This window comes from Rhodococcus sp. PvP016 (assembly GCF_017832185.1).
Classification (GTDB): Bacteria; Actinomycetota; Actinomycetes; order Mycobacteriales; family Mycobacteriaceae; genus Rhodococcoides.
Window position 1 is genome coordinate 2,164,866 of record NZ_JAFIBH010000001.1, and the last position, 18,131, is coordinate 2,182,996.

Sequence of the window (18,131 nt, forward strand, 5' to 3'; positions counted from 1 at the left end):
CGCATGAGCTCAGCAAACAGTGAGTCCGTGGCCGATGGCAAGAAGCCGTCGTTCCGTACGGCCGTCGTACCCGCTGCAGGCATGGGAACACGTTTCCTCCCCGCCACGAAAACGGTACCGAAAGAGCTCTTGCCGGTGGTCGATACGCCCGGAATCGAGCTCGTCGCCGGAGAAGCGGCCGATTCCGGCGCACAGCGCCTCGTCATCGTCACCTCGCCCGGCAAGGACGGTGTGGTCGCCCACTTCGTCGAGGATCTGGTGCTGGAGAACAAGCTCGAGGCGAGCGGCAAGCTCGAGATGCTCGAGAAGGTCCGCGTCGCGCCCGGTCTTCTGGACGTCCAGTCGGTGATCCAGGCGGAGCCACTGGGTCTCGGGCACGCCGTCGCGTGCGCCGAGGAGGTGCTCGACGACGACGAGGACGCGATCGCCGTACTGCTTCCGGACGACCTGGTGATGCCGCGGGGTGTGCTCGACGTGATGTCGCGGGTGCGTGCCAAGCGCGGCGGAACCGTGTTGTGCGCCATCGAGGTTCCCGAGGACGCGGTGTCCGCGTACGGAGTGTTCGACACCGAGATCGTGCCCGACGCAGTGAACCCCAACGTGCTCAAGGTCAACGGCATGGTGGAGAAGCCCAAGAAGGAGGACGCGCCGTCGAACTACGCGGCGGCCGGCCGATACCTTCTGGACCGGGCCATCTTCGATGCGTTGCGACGCATCGAGCCCGGCGCAGGCGGCGAGTTGCAACTCACCGACGCCATCGCTCTCCTCATCGAGGAGGGTCATCCGGTACATGTGGTGGTGCACCGCGGAGTGAGACACGACCTCGGAAATCCCGGGGGTTACCTCCGCGCTGCGGTTGACTTCGCACTGGAACGCGAAGATTACGGTCCGGCATTGCGCGAGTGGCTCCAGGAGCGCTTGAGCGACAGCTGGGCACCGGAGCTCACGACCTACGAGTGACGCCCGGTCGACACGGATGACGGAAGGTGCGGATGCGCTCGGTTGAGGAGCAGCAGTCGAGAGTGACGGCTGCCGCGGTTGCCCCCCGGCCGGTGCGAGTCGCCATCTCCGAGGCGCAGGGTCTGCTCTGCGCGGAGGAAGTGGTGACCGAGCGCCCGCTGCCCGGGTTCGATCAGGCGGCCATCGACGGCTACGCGGTCCGCAGTGTGGACATTGCTGCCGCGGGGTCGGCGACCGACGACGACGGCGCGCCCGTCGACATCTCGCTGCCCGTGGTGGGCGAGGTCGCGGCGGGGTCTCGTCAGCCCATCCGTCTGCAACCGCGGCAGGCGGTCCGCGTCGACACGGGTGCACCGCTTCCCACTCTCGCCGACGCCGTTCTTCCCGTGGAGCGAGCGAAGTTCGCGCGCGGCCGCATCGAGGTGCTCGCACCCGTGCGTTCCGGGGAGTACGTGCGCCGCATCGGCGACGACGTGCAGCCCGGCGACGTCGCGGTGCGGTCCGGCACCATCATCGGCGCGGCGCAGGTGGGGCTCCTCGCAGCCGTGGGCCGCGACAAGGTCCTGGTGCATCCCCGCCCCCGCCTCTCGGTCATCTCGATCGGCGGCGAACTCGTCGACATCGAACGCACACCGGGCCAGGGCCAGGTGTACGACGTGAACAGCTACGCCCTCGCCGCCGCGGCACGGGACGCGGGCGCGGACGTCAACCGCATCGGCATCGTCAGCGGTGACGCGAAGCGGCTGCGCGAGGTGGTCGAGGGGCAGCTCATCCGTTCCGAGATCGTCGTCATCGCCGGAGCCGTCGGTGGCAGCGCGTCCGAGGAGATCCGCGAGGCGCTCGAGGACTTCGGCGACATCGAGGTCGGCCGCGTGGCCATGCACCCCGGATCGGTGCAGGGCTTCGGCCAGCTCGGTCGCGACGAGGTGCCCACCTTTCTCCTGCCGTCCAACCCGGTGAGTGCGCTCGTCGTCTTCGAGGTGATGGTGCGGCCGCTCGTGCGCATCGCGCTCGGTCGACGCCAGCCCATGCGCCGCATCGTCACGGCCCGCACCGTCGGACCCATCACGTCCATCGCCGGGCGCCGCGCCTACCTGCGCGGCCAGCTCATGCGGGACGAGGGCACGGGGGAGTACCTCGTGCAGGCACTCGGCGGAGCTCCCGGCAGCTCGTCGCACCTGCTGGCAACGCTGGCTGAGGCCAACTGCCTGGTCATGGTCGACCCCGAGGTGACCGAGGTGCGGACCGGCGAAGAGGTCGACGTCGCATTCCTCGCGCAGCGCGGCTGACGCTCCGTCCTCTTCGCTAAGGTTTCGAAGTATGCCGCGATCGTGGTCGAGCCATCCCGGATGGCCGGCGAAGCTGGGACCTCTCGTGGTTCCTGCGGGCGAGGTGACGGTCCGGCCGGTGCGTCTGCGTGACGCCGCGGTGTGGTCGCGGACCCGCATCGACAACCGTGCGCACCTCGAACCGTGGGAGCCCACCGGTGAGGCACCGTGGGACATGCGGCACGCGATGTCGTCGTGGCCGCCCCTGTTCTCGAGCCTCAAGGCCGAGGCTCGGCGCGGGATGATGCTGCCCTTCGCCATCGAACTGAACGGCACCTTCGTCGGGCAGCTGACGGTCGGCAACATCGTCCGCGGAGCCCTTCGATCGGCGTGGATCGGCTACTGGGTGGCCAAGGACGTCGGCGGGCAGGGGGTCGCGACGGCAGCACTCGCACTGGGCGTCGATCACTGCTTCTCATCCGCCGGACTGCACCGGCTCGAAGCCACCGTGCGGCCGGAAAACGCTGCCAGCCAAGCGGTTCTGCGTAACGTCGGGTTCCGCCAGGAGGGCCTGCTGCAGCGGTACCTCGACGTGGACGGTGCGTGGCGCGACCACATCCTCGTCGCCATGACGGTGGGGGAGACGTCGGGGACGGTGGCCGACGTGCTGGTGCGCAGTGGCCGGGCGGCGTGGTCTCGGTAGTTGCCTTGCGATTCCCGTAGGGGTTCCGTGTTCCCGCGCGTGCTGCAGTGTCCGCGGGAACACGCAACCACTACGGGAAGCGCGGGCCTGTGACTGGAGTGACATGAGTGCACTCGTGTTCGGCGCGTCGTCGTCGGCGGTTCACCGCTCCCCACTACGCTGACGTGCAAGCTCACATGAATGTGATTCACGTCAGGAGGTGGTGGGTGTGCCCAATTCGGTGATCTGGATCGGCCTCGTCGCCATCTGGCTGTTCGTGCTCGTGCCGATGGTGGTGAAATCGCGCCCGCGCATCCGCCGCACCACCGACGTCGCGCTCGCGACACGGGTCCTGCACCGGGGTGGAGCACGGCTCCGCGTCGATCCCGGCCCCGCGGCAGGGCATCGCAGCGACCCCGACTGGCGCCCGTCCGACGACGACCTGCACTCGACCGACTCGCTTTCGGAGGATCCGATGGAGACCCAGCACGGCCACGAGAGCGACGAGCACGTCGACGAGTACTTCTCGGAGGACTTCGTGCCGCAGCGACGCGGCCGCGGCGGCTTCGATCCCGAGGCCGACGCCATCGCGCGCGCGGCCCGCTACGCGTTCCGTCAGCGCACGGTGCTCGGCTCCGTGTTCGTCATCGCGATGTCCGCGGCGCTCGGATTCCTTGCGAGCCCGATCTTCTGGTGGGTCTTCGCCGTCACCATCGTCGGGCTGTCGTCCTACCTGTTCTACCTCCGCCGCCAGGTGCGCATCGAGGAGGACATCCGTCGTCGGCGCATGCAGCGCCTGCAGCGCTCGCGCCTCGGTGTCGAGTCGAGCACCGACCCGGAGCTCAAGCTCACTCCCGAGCGTCTGCGTCGTCCCGGTGCCGTGGTGCTCGAGGTGGACGACGAGGACCCGGCGTTCGACCATCTCGAGCACTACGACGAGCACGTCGGCGACTCCCACCTCGACGTCCGCATGCGCCGCGCAGCGGGGGAGTGACCGGATTTCTGGCAGTCCCGCGGGGCTGCTAGAGTTCGAGACGATCCTGGTTCGCCGGGTCAGGGGCTGTGGCGCAGTTGGTAGCGCGTCTCGTTCGCATCGAGAAGGTCAGGGGTTCGATTCCCCTCAGCTCCACCACGTTCGACTCTCGTCACAGCGCATCGCGGAACTCGTCCAGGAACGGCGACGGCTTCTCGCGTCGGCTCCGCCACGACCGCACCAGCCACATCTCGATCAATTCGGGACGTACGTGGCCCAGTCTCGCCCACTCGTCGAGCACCTCGCAGTAGTCGAGATAGCGCCGCACGGTCATGGCCGACACCGAGGGATTGTTTACCCACCCCAGGTGCACGAGTTCCGACAGCGCCTGTTGGTCGAGGAGTTGCGGGCGGTGCAGCATGCTCTCGGACCCGATCGCCCACACGTACAGGGACATCGGAACGCGCCCGAATCCCGTGGCCCTCGGCCAGCCGGACCAGTCCCGGTGCGGACCGACGTCGATGAGCGCCGGTGCGCGGCGGCACTCGTCCAGCGCCTGCCGAACGCTGTGCAGCCGACGGTCGCCGGCGGGCTCCTCCAGATCCCGCGCATCGGGAAAGCGGCGAGCGCGGTCTCGGTCTCGATGACCGACGAGCCATGCGGCGCAGTGATACACGGTGGTCAGATCGCACCCGCCCCCGATGGTCTGCAGATCGCCGCGGCGCAGGAAGCCGGTGCCGGTCTCGACGACGTCTCCGTCCAGACCTCGGGCGCGGACCCGCACCGGGATCCGCGCGCTCGTGAGTCGACTGTTCCACCAGTCGAGGTCGATCTCCGCGAGATCACCCAGCACGTCGTACTCGTAGGAACGGGTGCTGCACCACGCGAGGCACGCTTCGGGGAGCGCCGGCGTCGTCGTCATGTCGGCGATGGTGGCAGGTCCCACCGACAGCCTCGGTCGGGTTTGCAAAGTGTCTGTAAAGACTGCCCGCAGCCGTGCCTCATATGGCGCCGGTCACACCTAGTGTTCCTTCGGTGCATCCCCTGCACCGGACCGAAAGGTGACCATCCATGGCCACGACAGCCATCCCCGCGGGGCCTCCCTCGACGAAGCGGGCGGTGTTCAACACCATCCGCGGATCACTCGGCAACCTCGTCGAGTGGTACGACGTGTACGTCTACACGGTCTTCGCGTCGTACCTGCAGTCGAGCTTCTTCGCCGACGGTGAGCCCAACGCGGGCATCTACACGATGGGCATCTTCGCGATCACCTTCGTGATGCGCCCCATCGGGTCGTGGTTCTTCGGTCGGTACGCGGACCGGCACGGGCGCCGTCCCGCGCTGGTGTTCAGCATCTCGTTGATGGCGGGAGCGTCGTTGCTCATCGCGCTGACCCCCACAGCCGAGTCCATCGGGTCGGCCGCCGTGGTCATGCTCGTTCTCTGCCGTCTGCTGCAGGGCTTCGCGACGGGCGGGGAGTACGGAACGTCGGCGACGTACATGTCCGAGGCGGCGACGCCGGGGCTGCGCGGCTTCTTCTCCTCGTTCCAGTACGTCACCCTGGTGGGCGGTCACGTCCTCGCCCAGGTCACGTTGCTGATCCAGCAGAGTGTCCTGACCGACGAGCAGATCGCCTCCTTCGGCTGGCGCATCGCGTTCGGTATCGGTGCCCTCGGCGCCGTGGTCGTGCTGTTCCTGCGTCGGAGCATGGACGAATCCCTGCAGACCGAGGTCGACGGCAAGCGCAGCGGCTCGATGACCGAGCTGTTCACCGCGTACCCGAAGCAGCTGCTCATCTGCTTCCTCGTGACCCTCGGCGGCACCGTCGCGTTCTACACCTACAGCGTCAACGGGCCGCTCATCGTCAAGAGCACCTACGCCGATCAGGGCATGACGGCGACGTGGATCAACCTCGCTGCGCTGGTGCTGCTCATGGTGATCCAGCCCCTCGGCGGACTGCTGAGCGACAAGATCGGGCGCAAGCCGCTGCTCGTCGGGTTCGGCATCGCGGGCGTGCTGTGGTCGTGGACCTTCCTGAACCTGCTGCCGCGGGTCGAGACGCCGATGGTGTCCTTCCTGCTGCTCGCCGGCACCTACGTCATCCTCACCGGCTACACCTCGATCAACGCGATCGTGAAGGCGGAACTGTTCCCGGCGCACGTGCGCGCTCTGGGACTGGGACTCGGCTACGCACTGGCCAATTCGATGTTCGGTGGCACGGCCCCGGTGATCTACGAAGCGGCCAAGGAGAAGGATGCGCTCGACGCCTTCGGCATCTACGTCACCATCGCCATCGGTGTCTCGCTCGTGGTGTACGTCTTCGTCCTGAAGAACCGCGCACTGACCTTCCTGGACGCCGAGCAGGCACGGTCCGTCAGCGCTGGGTGAGCCGCGACCCGGTCTCGACGGAGACGACTCCCGAGCCGAAGAGCCCGTCGACGATCTGGTGCACGCCGGTGGCCAGTTCCTGCGCGGCGACCGGATTGAGCATGTCGGCCATCGACGGAATGCCGATGTCGACGGCGGCGTCGAAGGCCATCTCGACGCCGCCGTCGGCGGTCTCCCGCACCGCCCACCGGCCGTCGAACGATCCCAGATCGCCGCTCGACTGCTCGAAGGTGACGGTGCGGCCTGCCACGTCGACGGTGTCCGTCTCGACCCACTGCAGCAGACCGCCGCGGAAGTGCGTCGACCACGACGACGATCGGACGTACCCGGCCGCGTCCCGCGACTCGGGATCCGTCACGGTGATGCGGTCGACCATGGGTACGTGATCGCCGAAGGAGGCGAAGTCGCTGACCCGATCGAACACGTCGTCCGGAGTGATGCCGCTGAGGGTGGCGATCACACTGATGATGCTGGGGGACATGAGAACTCTCCGAAGGGGATCGACGATCAGGCGGACTGCAGGACGGGATAGGCGCCGGGGGAGCGCTCCACCAGATGTCGGGCGGTGAGGCGGGCGGAGCGTTCGATGGTGTCCGACGTCTGCGCGGGCGGGAGGGGTCCGGATCCGAGCGACGTGGGAAACGGGCTGGTGTTGAACAGGTTCGCGACGGAGGCGAGAAGATTGGCGAACTTCGTCTGCGACGCGGGGTCGAGCAGGTCGAAGAAGGCCGGCTTCCACAGGCGCTGGAACACGTCCGGGTGCAGCCGGCGAGGCGCGTCCACCGCAATACCGAGGCGGGTGGCCTCGTCGACCAGCACGGCGACGAGCGAGTCGATGTCCAGTGCCGCGGCCCCGCTGGTGACCCACACGTGCTCGCGGTCGTACCGCTTCGGGTGGTCGACCACCGTCGCGATCGACCGTGCGACCACGTCGCACGGCACGAAGTCGTACTGCAGCGCGTCCTCGCACAGGACGACCGGCAAGGTCCCGCGCAGGAAGGCGCGCACGAGGGTGTGGAGCCCCTGCAACTCGGAGATCTCACCGGTCTCGGAATCGCCACACACGATGGACGGGCGGACGATGGTCCAGTCCAGGCCGCTGCTCCGCACGAGATCCTCGCCGTCCCTCTTGCTGGCGATGTACGCACCGGGATGCATGGTGGCGAGTCCACCGGTGACGTCCGGGATCACGGGTTGGCCGACGAAGGCCGTGCTGACGTGCACCAGGCGCGCCGACGCCTCCCGGGCGAGCTCCACGATGTGGCGGACTCCGTCGACGTTGACGGCCCGGGTGGACGCGTCGTCGATCCCGAAGTCCACGACGCCTGCGCAGTGCACGACGGTGTCCACGTCGCGGGTGAGGGCGGACCACGTCCGGTCGTCGAGTCCGAGGTGCGGCGCTCGGAGATCACCGCGGACGGTGACTCCCGAATGGTGCACGGCGCGTCGACCTTCCAGCACGATGACGTCGTGGTCCTCGGTGAGGGCGCGGAGTGTCGGCAGTCCGACGACGCCGGAGGCTCCGGTCAGCAGAATCGTCACAGGTGTCCTTTCGAGAACGTCTCGCGCAGCGCGTCGCCGACGGCGGTGAGCATCCAGTCGACATCGGCCTCGGTCATCGTGGCCGGGGGAGTGAAACGCACGACGGGACTGGCGTTGAGGGAGTGATTGGCCACGACGCGCCGGTCGAGCAGCGCGAGCAGGAACCGGCCGGCGGTACCGGCGTCGCCGAAGTCGAGCCCGATGAGCAACCCTCGACCGCGGACCTCCACGGTCCCGAGACTCGCTGTGAGAATGCGTAACTCGTGCAGCAGTCGCGCGCCCGTCCGTGCGGATCGCGCCACCAGCTTCTCGTCGTCGATGACCTCGAGCGCGGCGCACGCGGCCGCCATTCCCAGCGGCGCACCGGAGAAGGTCGACGTGTGGATGCCGAAGTCGATGTCGAAGGCACGGAAGGCGCGCGGTGTCGCGACGGCGGCCGACACGGGAATCACGCTGCCGCCCAAACTCTTTCCCACGAGGACGATGTCCGCGTCGACGGCGTCCCGCTCGCTCTCCCACATCAGGCCGGTGCGTCCGAGCCCGGTCATGATCTCGTCGATCACGAGAAGGGCTCCGCGTTCACGGCACAGTGCCGAGGCGACCGCGAGGTAGTTGCGGGGCGGGAGCACGACCCCACCCTCGCCCTGAACGGGTTCGAGGACCACGCAGGCGTCGGAGGCGTCGTCGCCGAGTGCGTCCGACAGTGCCTGGACGTCGCCGTACGGAACGGTGGTCGCCGCGGTGAACAGCCGACGGAACGGGTTCTGATACGACGGATTCGCCGTGAGGGCGAGCGCGCCGAGGGTCTTGCCGTGGTAGCCGCGGCTCGCCCCGATCAGTCGGTGGTGGCCGGCGCTGCACGCCATCTTGACGGCGGCTTCGGTGGCCTCGGTTCCGGAGGCGCCGAAGTAGACCTTCGACAGCGGGTCCGGCAGGCGGGCCGCCAGTGCCCCCGCGGCCTCGGCCACCCGAGGTTCGAGCAGGGTGCGGGTGGAGACGGGATGGCGACCGAGCTGAGCGATCACCGCGTCGACCACGCGGGGATGCCGGGCACCGAGCAGGAGGGTCCCGTACCCGCCGCAGTTGAGGTACTCGACGTCGTCGGTCGACCACAGCCTGGCTCCGAGGGAACGGTCCTCGACGATGTCGCCCAGCATGGAGGCCACGCGTGCACGAGACTCGGACAGATGCGCGCGGGTGTGGCTCTGCACCCGCCCGTCGAGGGACGTCGAGATCGACATGGTGTGGCTCCCGAGACGAGGAGAAGCGATGAGGCGTGCGGCCCGGCGGGTCGCCGCGATCACCGACGGTAACCCCGGCTGCAGGTGGCGTCAAAGTGGACGCATGGTCCGATAATGTTGTGCGACAACAGATGACGCGAATCACCGTTATCCTGCAGGGCAGCTCCGAGTGGCTGGTCGCGTGACCGGGAAGCGGCTCCGAGCATCGGAAAATATGCGAATATCGGTTCACCTGAACCGGGTGTGGTCAGCTCCGCTTGCGGGCCCGGTACGCGGCGACGTGGGCGCGGTTGCCGCAGTTTCCGGTGTCGCAGTACCGCCTCGAACGGTTGCGGGAGAGGTCGACGAGCACCGCGTCGCAGTCCGGTGCGTCGCACAGGCGGAGACGCTCGAGCTCGTCCGACCGCACCATGTCGGCGAGGGCGACGGCGGTCTCGGCCGTCATGCGGTCGACGAGGGGCGCGTCGTCGTCGCTGACGTGCATGTGCCAACCCCAGTCGCCGTGGCGCGTGAGGTACGGGCGGGCATCGGATGCGGCCAGCATCGCGTTGACGACGGGTACGACGGCGTCGGGTTCGCCCGTCTCCCACAGCGCCCGCCAGGCCGGGCGAAGGGCCCGCACGGCATCGAGTTCCTCCTGCGTGCCGTCGCGGCGCCCCGTCCACTCGTGCTCGTCGAGCATCGAGGACAGGGTCTCCACGTCGGCGAGGTGGTCCTCGCCGTTGGCGGCCGTGTTGATCAGCGCCGCGGCCCAGACGAGCGCCGTGCGTGTGTCATGAGCAAAAAGCATTTGACTCCTGACCTCCCTGGTCTCTAATGTCATGACCAATCTACAGTTACGGTCATGACATGACGGGCGACGTGCCCGACGGTGTGGCCGGGTCCCTCGAAAGGGTCGCTCATGGTGTGCTCCCGTTCCGGTGTCGCGTTCGCCGCGACCTCCGCGATCGCGTTCGGAATGTCGGGCCCGTTCGCGAAGGCGCTCACCGACACCGGGTGGTCGCCCGAGTCCGCGGTGCTCGCTCGCATCGTGGGCGGTGCGGTGATCCTCCTGCCCGTGGTCGTCCTGCTGCGCCGCGGCGCACTCCGTGGCCTGCTCTCGGCTCCCGTCACCGTCGTCGCGTACGGCGTCGTCGCGGTGGCGGGAGCCCAGGTCTGCTTCTTCAATGCGATCCAACACCTCTCGGTGGGTGTCGCACTCATGCTCGAGTACCTCGGGCCGGTCCTGGTGATCGGCTGGATCGCGATCACCACCCGGCGGCGCCCCCGTCCGACGACGATGGCGGGTGTCGCACTCGCGCTCGGTGGCGCCCTCGTCGTGCTCGACGTGTTCGACGGCGCCGTGTTCGATCCTGTCGGAGTGCTCTGGGGTCTGTCCGCCGCCGTGTGTCTCGCGTTCTACTTCGTGGTGTCCGCGAAACAGGGTGACGCCGTCGATCCGTTGGTTCTCTCGGCCGCCGGACTGGCGGTGGGCGCCATTGTGGTCGGCGTCGCCGGAATGCTGGGAATGGTTCCGCTGCACGTGTCGACGAACGACGTGGCTCTCGACGGCCGGGCGTGGCCGTGGTGGACCGCCGTCGCGGTGCTCGCCCTGGTCTCCGCGGCCGTCGCGTACGTCTTCGGGATCATGGCGTCCCGCGCGCTCGGGGCCTCGACCGCGTCGGTGATCGCGCTGGTCGAGGTGCTGTGCGCGGTGGGAGCCGCGTGGCTCCTGCTCGGCGAGACGGTGTCTCTCACTCAAATCGCAGGTGGTGCAGCAATTCTGACGGGAGCCGCTGTGGTGCAGTGGCGCTCCGATGCGCCGCCGCTCGTGGAGGCGCTGCCGGCCTCGGCAGGAATGGACGGATCTCACGGGGTATCCGTTCTCCCCTGACGCGGCACTGTATGGTGAGGGCGCGTCGTGGTGTTCGGCGGGTGGGCACTTCTCCGGGCGGGGTCGCGAGTGCCGGTCCGCCGGAATGGCAGTGATCACCACGCGGACATCGAAGCCGTTGCACGGGAGCCCGTCATGACCATCGAATTCGTCGACCTCGCGGAAACGTGGGTTGCGGGTCTCCCTGTGCGCAGCCCGAAACGGGCGTTGGGCTCGCTCTACGACACCAATCTCGAACGCGCGTGGTCCGGAATCCTGAACCAGGACATCGGTGAACCGCTCGGATCGGTGTACACCGACTTCGTTCCCGCGATCGGGTCCTACAGCACGCAGATCGTCGGGTACCGCGTCGCCGACGGTGACGTGCGCCGCGGTCATATCGTGGCGCGTGTGCCGGCGGGGCGCTATGCGAAATTCTCTGCGGTCGGCAATTTCCCGCAGGTTCTGACGACGCTGTGGAACGAGATCACCCACGCGGAGGAGATGGGGTCCTTCACTCGCGCTTTCACCGGTGAGTTCGAGGTGTATCCCCACGCGTACAAGATCGAGATGTACGTTCCGGTCGCGGCGCCCGGTTCTCGGGGCGTCGGCGGTGCGGGATGACGTTTCGTCTCGTCGCTCGTCCCAGCATGGTGTTCGGGGGTCTGGTCGTACCCGGTGTCGATCCCGGTCCCGAGGGCAGCGCCAGCGATCTCGTCGTGTTCCTGCGTGAACGTATCCGCGAACGCGAGCCGGAGGACGCCGACGTCTACACCGTCTACGTCCCGGATCAGCGTGGGGTCTGCAACGTCGTCGTCGGTGTTCCTCGGGGGAATGTCGACGACGTGCCGATCGGCGACGTCTTCGTCACGGTTCCGTCGGGAGCGTTCGCCGTCTTCACCCCCTCGATGACTCTGCCCGACCGGGCGGAGGATGCGTGGGCGCAGGCCGAGGATGCCATTGCCGACGGCTCGATCGTGCGTGCCGGCGGGGTGGAGTTCGAGTGCCTCGCGCCCGACGGAAACGTCGAGATCTTCGTCTCCGTCTCGCTGCAATGACGTGCGCCGACGTCCGGTGTCGACGGACGAGAAGTCGGCTCTCGCCGCGATAAAGAACCTACCGACGAGTAGAAGGAGTCGGAGCGGTGCCAGGACTCGCTCGAATGCTGTTCGGCATTGTGATTTTGTCTCGAGTGCATTTCTCTGGCGGTGTTCGAGTCCAACCTGTGCCTATCATGATCACGCGCAGTAGAAGGGTGTGACACGGGATTCACACCGGCGGTTCGGAGCACCGGCCCGAACGCGCGTGACTAGTGGGGAGTAACAATGGTCAGGCAATTACGTGCGGAGGCAACGCGGTCCGCGGCCCTGCGGGCTGCCGCCGATCTGTTCCTGCGGGTCGGCCACGCCACGGCGACCCTGAGTCAGGTCTCGGCGGAGTCGGGTGTGACCAAGGGTGCGCTGTACTTCCACTTCGCCTCCAAGGAAGAACTGGCACGCGCACTCGTCGACGAGGGTCGCGAACGGGTGGCGGCCGCCTGCACCGGAATGGTCGACAGCCGTTCTCCCGCACTCGAATCCGTCATCGGAATCACGTATTCCGTTCTCGACCTTGCCAATACCGACAACCTGGTGCGCATCATGTACCGCCTGCAACTCGAGGTGGACGCACCGGACCCCACGCGGGGAAGCGTCTTCGGTACCTGGCAGAACATCTTCTCGCACCTCTTCGAGCGTGCGATCGAACACGGTGACGTCATCGACTCGCTGGACGCCGAGACCGCGTCCTGCCTGGTCTCGGAGATGCTCAGCGGCGTGCTGATGGTCGCCGAGGGCACCGCGCGCCTCGACGGTGCCGCCGTGCGCATGGAGCAGGTCTGGCACACCATCCTGCCCTCGCTCGTGCCGCCGGCGAAGCTCCCGTACTTCCGCGAGTTCGCCTCGCGGAGCCTCTCCAGTTTCGTGCGCGATCGCTCGGGCGCCGACGCCACCAGCGACACCGGCGTCTCCAGCAACCACTAGCGTTCGGCGCTCTTCCGGCGCACACTGTGACGTGAGACACACGATTTCGCGTGTCGACAGCACCAGTGACGTCGGGAGATACCCATGGAAGACATTGCCACGCGCGAGCGCACCGACCGCCGCATGTCCGACAACGAGCTGCGCAAGGCCATTCGCGTGCTGCAGTCACGCGCGGACGACGCCCGGAAACGCGGTGACGCCGACGATGCCGCACGCATCGAACGCACCGTCCGGGACTACCAGGACGAGATGACCACCCGCCTCTGACCTCGGCCGGGCGGGGACGGCTGTCAGCTGGGGCCGAAGCGCTCCGTGCGGATGTTCGCCGGTGCATGTCCTCGTGCGACCAGCATGTCCGCGACCGTGTCGACGAAGTTCGTGGGTCCGCAGATGTAGCACCGCGGCTCGAACTCGGCCGGCCACCCGTGCGCGTCGAGATCCTCGATCGTGATGCGGCCGAGTGGCCTGCGGGACCCGGCGGGAGCGCGCCGCGTGTAGAGCGTGGTGACGTCGACTCCGGCGGGCGGATGCGCCCACTCATCGGCGAAGTAGACCTCCGCCGGCTCGCGCACCGAGTAGAGCACGCGGAACGGCACCCGGCCACCGCTCGAGCCCGCCGCGGCCTGCGCGCGAACCATCGCCCGGAGCGGAACGATGCCCGAGCCGCCGCCCACGAGCAGGACGGGCGGTGACGGGGTCTCGGTGGGTGTGGACGGCCGCCAGACGAACCACCGGCCGACGGGTCCACGGATCTCGAACCGGTCGCCCACCTCGACGGCGCCGACGAGGTAGGGGGACACCTCGCCGTCGGCGACGTTCTGCACGGCGATCTCGATGCGCGACGTGCCGTCCGGTGCGGAGGCGAGGGAGTAGCTGCGCTGCGCGCTGTACCCGTCCTCGGCGGTCAGCTTCACGTCCACGTGCTGCCCGGCGAGATGTCCCGGCCAGCCGTCGACGTCGAGCACCAGCGTCGAGGCGGTCGGGGTCTCGCGCCGCACCTCGAGCACCGCCGCGACGAGCCAGGGCCTGGCCCCGACCCCGACCCCGGCCGTGGATCCGGTGGTCACGTCAGTCGCCCTGGTATCGCTGCTCGCGCCACGGGTCGCCGTAGTCGTGATACCCGCCGCGCTCCCAGAATCCCTGTTCGTTCTCCTCGGTGAGCTCGATGCGCGAGACCCACTTCGCCGACTTCCAGAAGTACAGATGCGGCACGAGAAGCCGTGCCGGACCACCGTGTTCGCGCGCGAGCGGCGCTCCGTCGAACTCGGTGACCAGCCAGGCCTTCCCGTCTCGCAGGTCCTCGAGGGGCAGGTTGGTGGTGTATCCGTCGAAGCCGTGCACGACGACGTACCCGGCCTCGGTGTCGAGACCGTCCAGCAGCACGTCGAGACTCACGCCGTTCCAGCTGGTGTCGAGCTTCGACCACTTGGTGACGCAGTGGATGTCGACCGTCGGGGTCTCGTGCGGCAGCGCGGCCACCTCGTCCCACGTCCAGGTCCGGGTCTCCCCGGTCTCGGACGTGATCGAGAACGACCACGTGTCCGTCGCGACCACGGGTGCGGGCCCGATGGCGAGAACCGGGAAATCGTTGGTCAGATACTGGCCGGGGGGAGTCCGACCGTCGTCGCCGCGTCGGCGGCCCACGAAGCCCTTCGAGATCAACGCCATGGTGGCAGATTCTGCGCCGGTCCTCGGGCCTCTGACAAGTCGGAGCGCGCACCCCCGACCGGTAGTGTCGGGCACCACAGCAGGCCGGCGAGGGGGGAGTGCGACGCGATGGTGCAGAGCAGGCTGAGGGGGAGGCGTCCGCGGCGGTCGTGGACCGACCTGAGGGGGGCGATCGTGCTGGTCACCGGCGCCGCCAGCGGCATCGGTCGCGCCACGGCGATCGAGGCCGCGCGGCGGGGCGCGCGGCTGGTCGTCACCGACATCGCGGAGGCCGGGCTGGCTGCCACTGCCGCCACCATCGCCGAGAACGGCGGCAGCGTCGTCGCCTCGCGTGCGCTCGACGTCTCCGATCACGACGCCGTCGCCTCGTTCGCCGACGCCGTGCACGCCGAGGTGGGCAGCGTCGACGTCGTCATGAACATCGCCGGGATCTCCGCGTGGGGCACCGTCGAGAACATGGCCCACGAGACGTGGAAGGCGCTGATCGACATCAACCTGATGGGCCCGATCCACGTCACCCAGTGCTTCGTTCCCCCGATGATCGCGGCGGGTCGCGGTGGGTACCTGGTCAACGTGTCGTCGTCGGCCGGCCTGCTCGCGTTTCCGTGGCACGCGGCCTACAGTGCCAGCAAGTTCGGCGTGCGCGGCATGTCCGAGGTGTTGCGCTACGACCTCGCCCGGCACGGCATCGACGTCTCGCTCGTGGTTCCGGGGGCGGTGCGGACACCGCTCGTCGAGACGGTGGACATCGCCGGCGTGGATCGCGACGACCCGCGCGTGACGAAGCTGACCGCACGCTTCGAGGCCCACGCCGTGACGCCCGAGGTGGTCGCGGAGAAGATCCTGACCGGGATGGCGAAGCGGCACTTCCTCGTCTACTCGAGCAACGACATCCGGGTGGGGTACTGGGTGTCGCGCAAGTTCGCGCGCCCCTACGAGATGACCATGCAGGCGGCCAACGACTACTTCTCCCGGCTGCTGCGCTGACCTCTCGCGCGTGTCGCGGCGGAGCGCGTGCCGAGTCGGCGCTCACGCACTACCGTTCTGGCATGGATGCGACGGCTCCGCTGGGAGCGGATTCCGAGGTGGGAACGCTGCGGACGGTCATGCTGCACCGTCCGGGCGACGAGTTGCGCCGACTCACCCCCCGCAACAACGATCAGTTGCTGTTCGACGGGCTGCCGTGGGTGGACCGCGCTCGCGACGAGCACGACGCCTTCGCTGACCTGCTGCGAGGACGCGGTGTCGAGGTCCTCCTCCTCGGTGATCTGCTGACCGAGACCCTGGCCCTCAGCGGTGCCGCGCGCGTGCAGGGTGTCGCCGCCGCGGTGGAGCCCCGGCGGCTCGGACACGTGCTCGCCCGGGACCTGGCGACCTACCTCCGCGGCTTGCCCGCACCCGAACTGGCGACCGTGCTGATGGCGGGCATGACCTTCGACGAACTGCCGGTCGCGGACGACTCGGGTGTCTCGCTCGTCCGGCGCATGCACCACGGCGGCGACTTCGTCATCGAGCCGCTCCCGAACCTGCTGTTCACCCGCGACTCGTCGTTCTGGATCCAGCAACGCGTCGCGATCACGTCGCTGGCGCTGCGGGCACGCGCTCGGGAGACGTCGCTGACGGATCTGATCTACGCCTTCCATCCACGGTTCCTCGGTGTGCGCCGGGCGTACGAGTCGCACACCGCGCCGGTGGAGGGCGGCGACGTGCTGCTCATGGCGCCCGGCGTCGTCGCCGTGGGAGTCGGTGAACGCACCACGCCCGCCGGTGCCGAAGCGCTCGCGCGCAGCCTCTTCGACGACGACCTCGCGCACACCGTGCTCGTGGTGCCCATCGCGCAGGAGCGGGCGTCCATGCACCTGGACACCGTGTGCACGATGGTCGACACCGACGCAGTGGTGATGTACCCGATCATCCAGGACACCCTGTCCGCCTTCACGATTCGCCGTGAGGACACCGGTGTGACCATCACCGGCGCGGGCCCGTTCCTCGACGCCGCGGCCGACGCCATGGGAATCGGCAAACTGCGGGTCATCGACACCGGCCTGGACAACGTCACCGCCGAACGTGAGCAGTGGGACGACGGGAACAACACGCTCGCACTGGCTCCCGGCGTCGTCGTCGCGTACGAACGCAACGTCGAGACCAACGCGCGCCTCGAGGCGTCCGGCATCGAGGTACTGCGCATCTCGGGATCGGAACTGGGGTCGGGCCGCGGCGGTCCCCGCTGCATGTCCTGCCCCGTCGCCCGCGATCCTGCGTGATGTCCGGCTAGAGGACCGTGCTCACCGTGTCCGCCGGGCGCGCCAGTACGGTGCCCTTCTCGCCGACCACGAAGGGCCGCTCGATGAGTACCGGATGCGTCAGCATGGCGCGGAGCACCGTCTCGTCGTCGGCATTCGCGAGATCGAGTTCCTTGTACAGTGTCTCGCGCTTGCGCACCGCGGTGCGCGGGGTGAGGCCGGCGTCGGAGATGAGGGCTCGCAACGTCGCCTCGTCCGGCGGGGTGGTCAGGTAGGGCACGATGGTCGGCTCCACCCCCGCGTCGCGGATGGCCGCGAGTACGTTGCGGGACGTCGAGCACCGGGGGTTGTGATAGATCGTGACGGACATGGAGCAAGTATGGCGGGAGTGGGACCGATGAGGTCACGATCGACGGTGCGTCGGGGACGGCACCGTTCGACCAGGTGCGGTCGCAGATCGTCGCCGCGGTGCGGTCGGGGCAGCTCATCGCGGGATCGAAACTGCCGACGGTGCGAGCTCTCGCGGCGACGCTGGACCTCGCTCCCAACACGGTGGCGAAGGCGTACCGCGAACTCGAGAAGGACGGCGTGATCGAGACCCGGGGGCGTTCGGGCACCTTCGTGGCGGCCGGTGGCGATCCTTCGGCCGGGGCAGTGCAACTGGCGGCCACGGAGTACGTCCGCGCGGCACGTCGCGCAGGCATCGACGACGAGGTGGCCCTGAGCTACGTGCGGACGGCGATCTCGGATTCCTGAATCTCTTAGGTTGACGCTTCAACCTCACGTGTGTCATCGTGGTCGCGAATCCCGTCCGACCCGAATCCCGTCCGACCCATCAGAGGAATCACCGTGAAGACACCTGTCGTCGTTCGAGACATCGCCGCACTCGTCGCGCGCATCGCCCTGGGCGTCGTGTTCGTCGCTCACGGTTGGCAGAAGCTGCGTACCAACGGGCTCGACGCCACCATCGCCGGCTTCGAGGGCATGGGTATTCCGGCCCCGCAGGTGTCGGCGTACTTCGCCACCTTCGTCGAGCTCATCGGTGGAGCCGCTCTGATCCTGGGCGTGCTGACGTCCGTCGCGGCTCTGCTGCTGGTCGTCGACATGGTCGGCGCGCTCGTCTTCGTCCACCTCGACAAGGGCGTGTTCGTCGGTGAGGGGGGCTGGGAACTGGTGGTCGCGCTCGGCGCCGGTGCGCTTCTCCTCGCGGCCGTCGGCTCGGGCACGTACAGTGTCGACCGCGCATTCCGGCGTCCGACATCGCGTGCACGCGCAACGTCGTGACCTGCGAAA

22 protein-coding genes and 1 tRNA gene are annotated in these 18,131 nt (G+C 68.4%); 15 read left to right on the top strand and 8 right to left on the bottom strand.

Annotated elements, in window-relative coordinates; all coding sequences use genetic code 11:
- The first annotated feature begins 3 nt into the window (after nucleotides 1-3).
- The 5 genes from JOE30_RS10120 to JOE30_RS10140 all read left to right on the top strand — a co-directional run bounded on the left by JOE30_RS10120 (nucleotide 4) and on the right by JOE30_RS10140 (nucleotide 4,042).
- Nucleotides 4-960 carry a UTP--glucose-1-phosphate uridylyltransferase gene (locus tag JOE30_RS10120; protein ID WP_204866438.1) on the top strand — a complete coding sequence of 319 codons (957 nt, stop codon included), beginning with the start codon at nucleotides 4-6 and terminating at the stop codon, nucleotides 958-960.
- Nucleotides 961-992: 32 nt separating this feature from the next.
- Nucleotides 993-2,249, top strand: a complete 1,257-nt coding sequence (glp, locus tag JOE30_RS10125; RefSeq protein ID WP_056447044.1) for a gephyrin-like molybdotransferase Glp — start codon at nucleotides 993-995, stop codon at nucleotides 2,247-2,249.
- Between the two features lie 31 nt (nucleotides 2,250-2,280).
- Nucleotides 2,281-2,931, top strand: a complete 651-nt coding sequence (locus JOE30_RS10130) for a GNAT family N-acetyltransferase (RefSeq protein ID WP_204866439.1) — start codon at nucleotides 2,281-2,283, stop codon at nucleotides 2,929-2,931.
- Between the two features lie 208 nt (nucleotides 2,932-3,139).
- Nucleotides 3,140-3,904 carry a gephyrin-like molybdotransferase receptor GlpR gene (gene glpR, locus JOE30_RS10135; RefSeq protein WP_204866441.1) on the top strand — a complete coding sequence of 255 codons (765 nt, stop codon included), beginning with the start codon at nucleotides 3,140-3,142 and terminating at the stop codon, nucleotides 3,902-3,904.
- A gap of 62 nt (nucleotides 3,905-3,966) precedes the next feature.
- Nucleotides 3,967-4,042 (top strand) — tRNA-Ala (locus JOE30_RS10140).
- 13 nt (nucleotides 4,043-4,055) lie between these two features.
- Here the strand turns inward: JOE30_RS10140 and JOE30_RS10145 are convergent.
- Complete coding sequence (locus tag JOE30_RS10145; protein ID WP_204866444.1) at nucleotides 4,056-4,805, bottom strand: hypothetical protein; 750 nt, start codon at nucleotides 4,803-4,805, stop codon at nucleotides 4,056-4,058.
- A 149-nt stretch (nucleotides 4,806-4,954) separates the two neighbouring features.
- Between JOE30_RS10145 and JOE30_RS10150 the strand changes: the two genes are divergently transcribed.
- Complete coding sequence (locus JOE30_RS10150; protein ID WP_204866446.1) at nucleotides 4,955-6,271, top strand: MFS transporter; 1,317 nt, start codon at nucleotides 4,955-4,957, stop codon at nucleotides 6,269-6,271.
- Here the strand turns inward: JOE30_RS10150 and JOE30_RS10155 are convergent.
- The 4 genes from JOE30_RS10155 to JOE30_RS10170 form a co-directional block, all read right to left on the bottom strand.
- Nucleotides 6,258-6,752 carry an SRPBCC family protein gene (locus JOE30_RS10155; RefSeq protein ID WP_204866448.1) on the bottom strand — a complete coding sequence of 165 codons (495 nt, stop codon included), beginning with the start codon at nucleotides 6,750-6,752 and terminating at the stop codon, nucleotides 6,258-6,260. The genes JOE30_RS10150 and JOE30_RS10155 overlap by 14 nt on opposite strands.
- A gap of 26 nt (nucleotides 6,753-6,778) precedes the next feature.
- Nucleotides 6,779-7,813, bottom strand: coding sequence for an SDR family oxidoreductase (locus JOE30_RS10160; RefSeq protein ID WP_204866450.1), 1,035 nt, complete (start codon nucleotides 7,811-7,813; stop codon nucleotides 6,779-6,781).
- Complete coding sequence (locus JOE30_RS10165) at nucleotides 7,810-9,054, bottom strand: aspartate aminotransferase family protein (protein ID WP_204866453.1); 1,245 nt, start codon at nucleotides 9,052-9,054, stop codon at nucleotides 7,810-7,812. The genes JOE30_RS10160 and JOE30_RS10165 overlap by 4 nt, the downstream gene beginning before the upstream one ends.
- A gap of 247 nt (nucleotides 9,055-9,301) precedes the next feature.
- Nucleotides 9,302-9,844, bottom strand: a complete 543-nt coding sequence (locus JOE30_RS10170; RefSeq protein ID WP_204866455.1) for a CGNR zinc finger domain-containing protein — start codon at nucleotides 9,842-9,844, stop codon at nucleotides 9,302-9,304.
- A 111-nt stretch (nucleotides 9,845-9,955) separates the two neighbouring features.
- On the opposite strand from JOE30_RS10170, the gene JOE30_RS10175 reads away from it, so the two are divergent.
- The 5 genes from JOE30_RS10175 to JOE30_RS10195 all read left to right on the top strand — a co-directional run bounded on the left by JOE30_RS10175 (nucleotide 9,956) and on the right by JOE30_RS10195 (nucleotide 13,194).
- Nucleotides 9,956-10,927 (top strand): DMT family transporter, encoded by a 972-nt coding sequence (locus tag JOE30_RS10175; RefSeq protein WP_204866457.1) that lies wholly within the window; start codon nucleotides 9,956-9,958, stop codon nucleotides 10,925-10,927.
- 135 nt (nucleotides 10,928-11,062) lie between these two features.
- On the top strand, nucleotides 11,063-11,530 hold the full coding sequence (locus tag JOE30_RS10180; protein WP_204866459.1) for an effector binding domain-containing protein: 468 nt from the start codon (nucleotides 11,063-11,065) through the stop codon (nucleotides 11,528-11,530).
- A complete protein-coding gene (locus JOE30_RS10185; protein WP_204866461.1) occupies nucleotides 11,527-11,964 on the top strand; it encodes an effector binding domain-containing protein in 438 nt (145 codons plus the stop codon). The genes JOE30_RS10180 and JOE30_RS10185 overlap by 4 nt, the downstream gene beginning before the upstream one ends.
- A gap of 267 nt (nucleotides 11,965-12,231) precedes the next feature.
- The gene (locus JOE30_RS10190; RefSeq protein ID WP_051612955.1) at nucleotides 12,232-12,927 is read left to right on the top strand and encodes a TetR/AcrR family transcriptional regulator; all 696 of its coding nucleotides are present in this window, start codon (nucleotides 12,232-12,234) and stop codon (nucleotides 12,925-12,927) included.
- An 84-nt stretch (nucleotides 12,928-13,011) separates the two neighbouring features.
- Nucleotides 13,012-13,194, top strand: a complete 183-nt coding sequence (locus JOE30_RS10195; RefSeq protein WP_056447066.1) for a hypothetical protein — start codon at nucleotides 13,012-13,014, stop codon at nucleotides 13,192-13,194.
- A 23-nt stretch (nucleotides 13,195-13,217) separates the two neighbouring features.
- Here JOE30_RS10195 and JOE30_RS10200 read toward each other — a convergent pair whose 3' ends face one another.
- A complete protein-coding gene (locus tag JOE30_RS10200; protein ID WP_204866464.1) occupies nucleotides 13,218-13,994 on the bottom strand; it encodes a ferredoxin reductase in 777 nt (258 codons plus the stop codon).
- Between the two features lies 1 nt (nucleotide 13,995).
- On the bottom strand, nucleotides 13,996-14,595 hold the full coding sequence (locus JOE30_RS10205) for a sulfite oxidase-like oxidoreductase (protein WP_204866466.1): 600 nt from the start codon (nucleotides 14,593-14,595) through the stop codon (nucleotides 13,996-13,998).
- Between the two features lie 108 nt (nucleotides 14,596-14,703).
- Between JOE30_RS10205 and JOE30_RS10210 the strand changes: the two genes are divergently transcribed.
- A complete protein-coding gene (locus tag JOE30_RS10210) occupies nucleotides 14,704-15,582 on the top strand; it encodes an SDR family oxidoreductase (protein ID WP_204866468.1) in 879 nt (292 codons plus the stop codon).
- A 62-nt stretch (nucleotides 15,583-15,644) separates the two neighbouring features.
- Nucleotides 15,645-16,859 (top strand): arginine deiminase, encoded by a 1,215-nt coding sequence (gene arcA / locus JOE30_RS10215; protein ID WP_204866471.1) that lies wholly within the window; start codon nucleotides 15,645-15,647, stop codon nucleotides 16,857-16,859.
- 7 nt (nucleotides 16,860-16,866) lie between these two features.
- Here arcA and arsC read toward each other — a convergent pair whose 3' ends face one another.
- Complete coding sequence (gene arsC, locus JOE30_RS10220) at nucleotides 16,867-17,208, bottom strand: arsenate reductase (glutaredoxin) (protein WP_204866473.1); 342 nt, start codon at nucleotides 17,206-17,208, stop codon at nucleotides 16,867-16,869.
- A gap of 74 nt (nucleotides 17,209-17,282) precedes the next feature.
- Between arsC and JOE30_RS10225 the strand changes: the two genes are divergently transcribed.
- Complete coding sequence (locus tag JOE30_RS10225; protein WP_307806132.1) at nucleotides 17,283-17,594, top strand: GntR family transcriptional regulator; 312 nt, start codon at nucleotides 17,283-17,285, stop codon at nucleotides 17,592-17,594.
- A 93-nt stretch (nucleotides 17,595-17,687) separates the two neighbouring features.
- Nucleotides 17,688-18,122, top strand: coding sequence for a DoxX family protein (locus tag JOE30_RS10230; protein WP_204866475.1), 435 nt, complete (start codon nucleotides 17,688-17,690; stop codon nucleotides 18,120-18,122).
- Nucleotides 18,123-18,131: the final 9 nt, after the last annotated feature.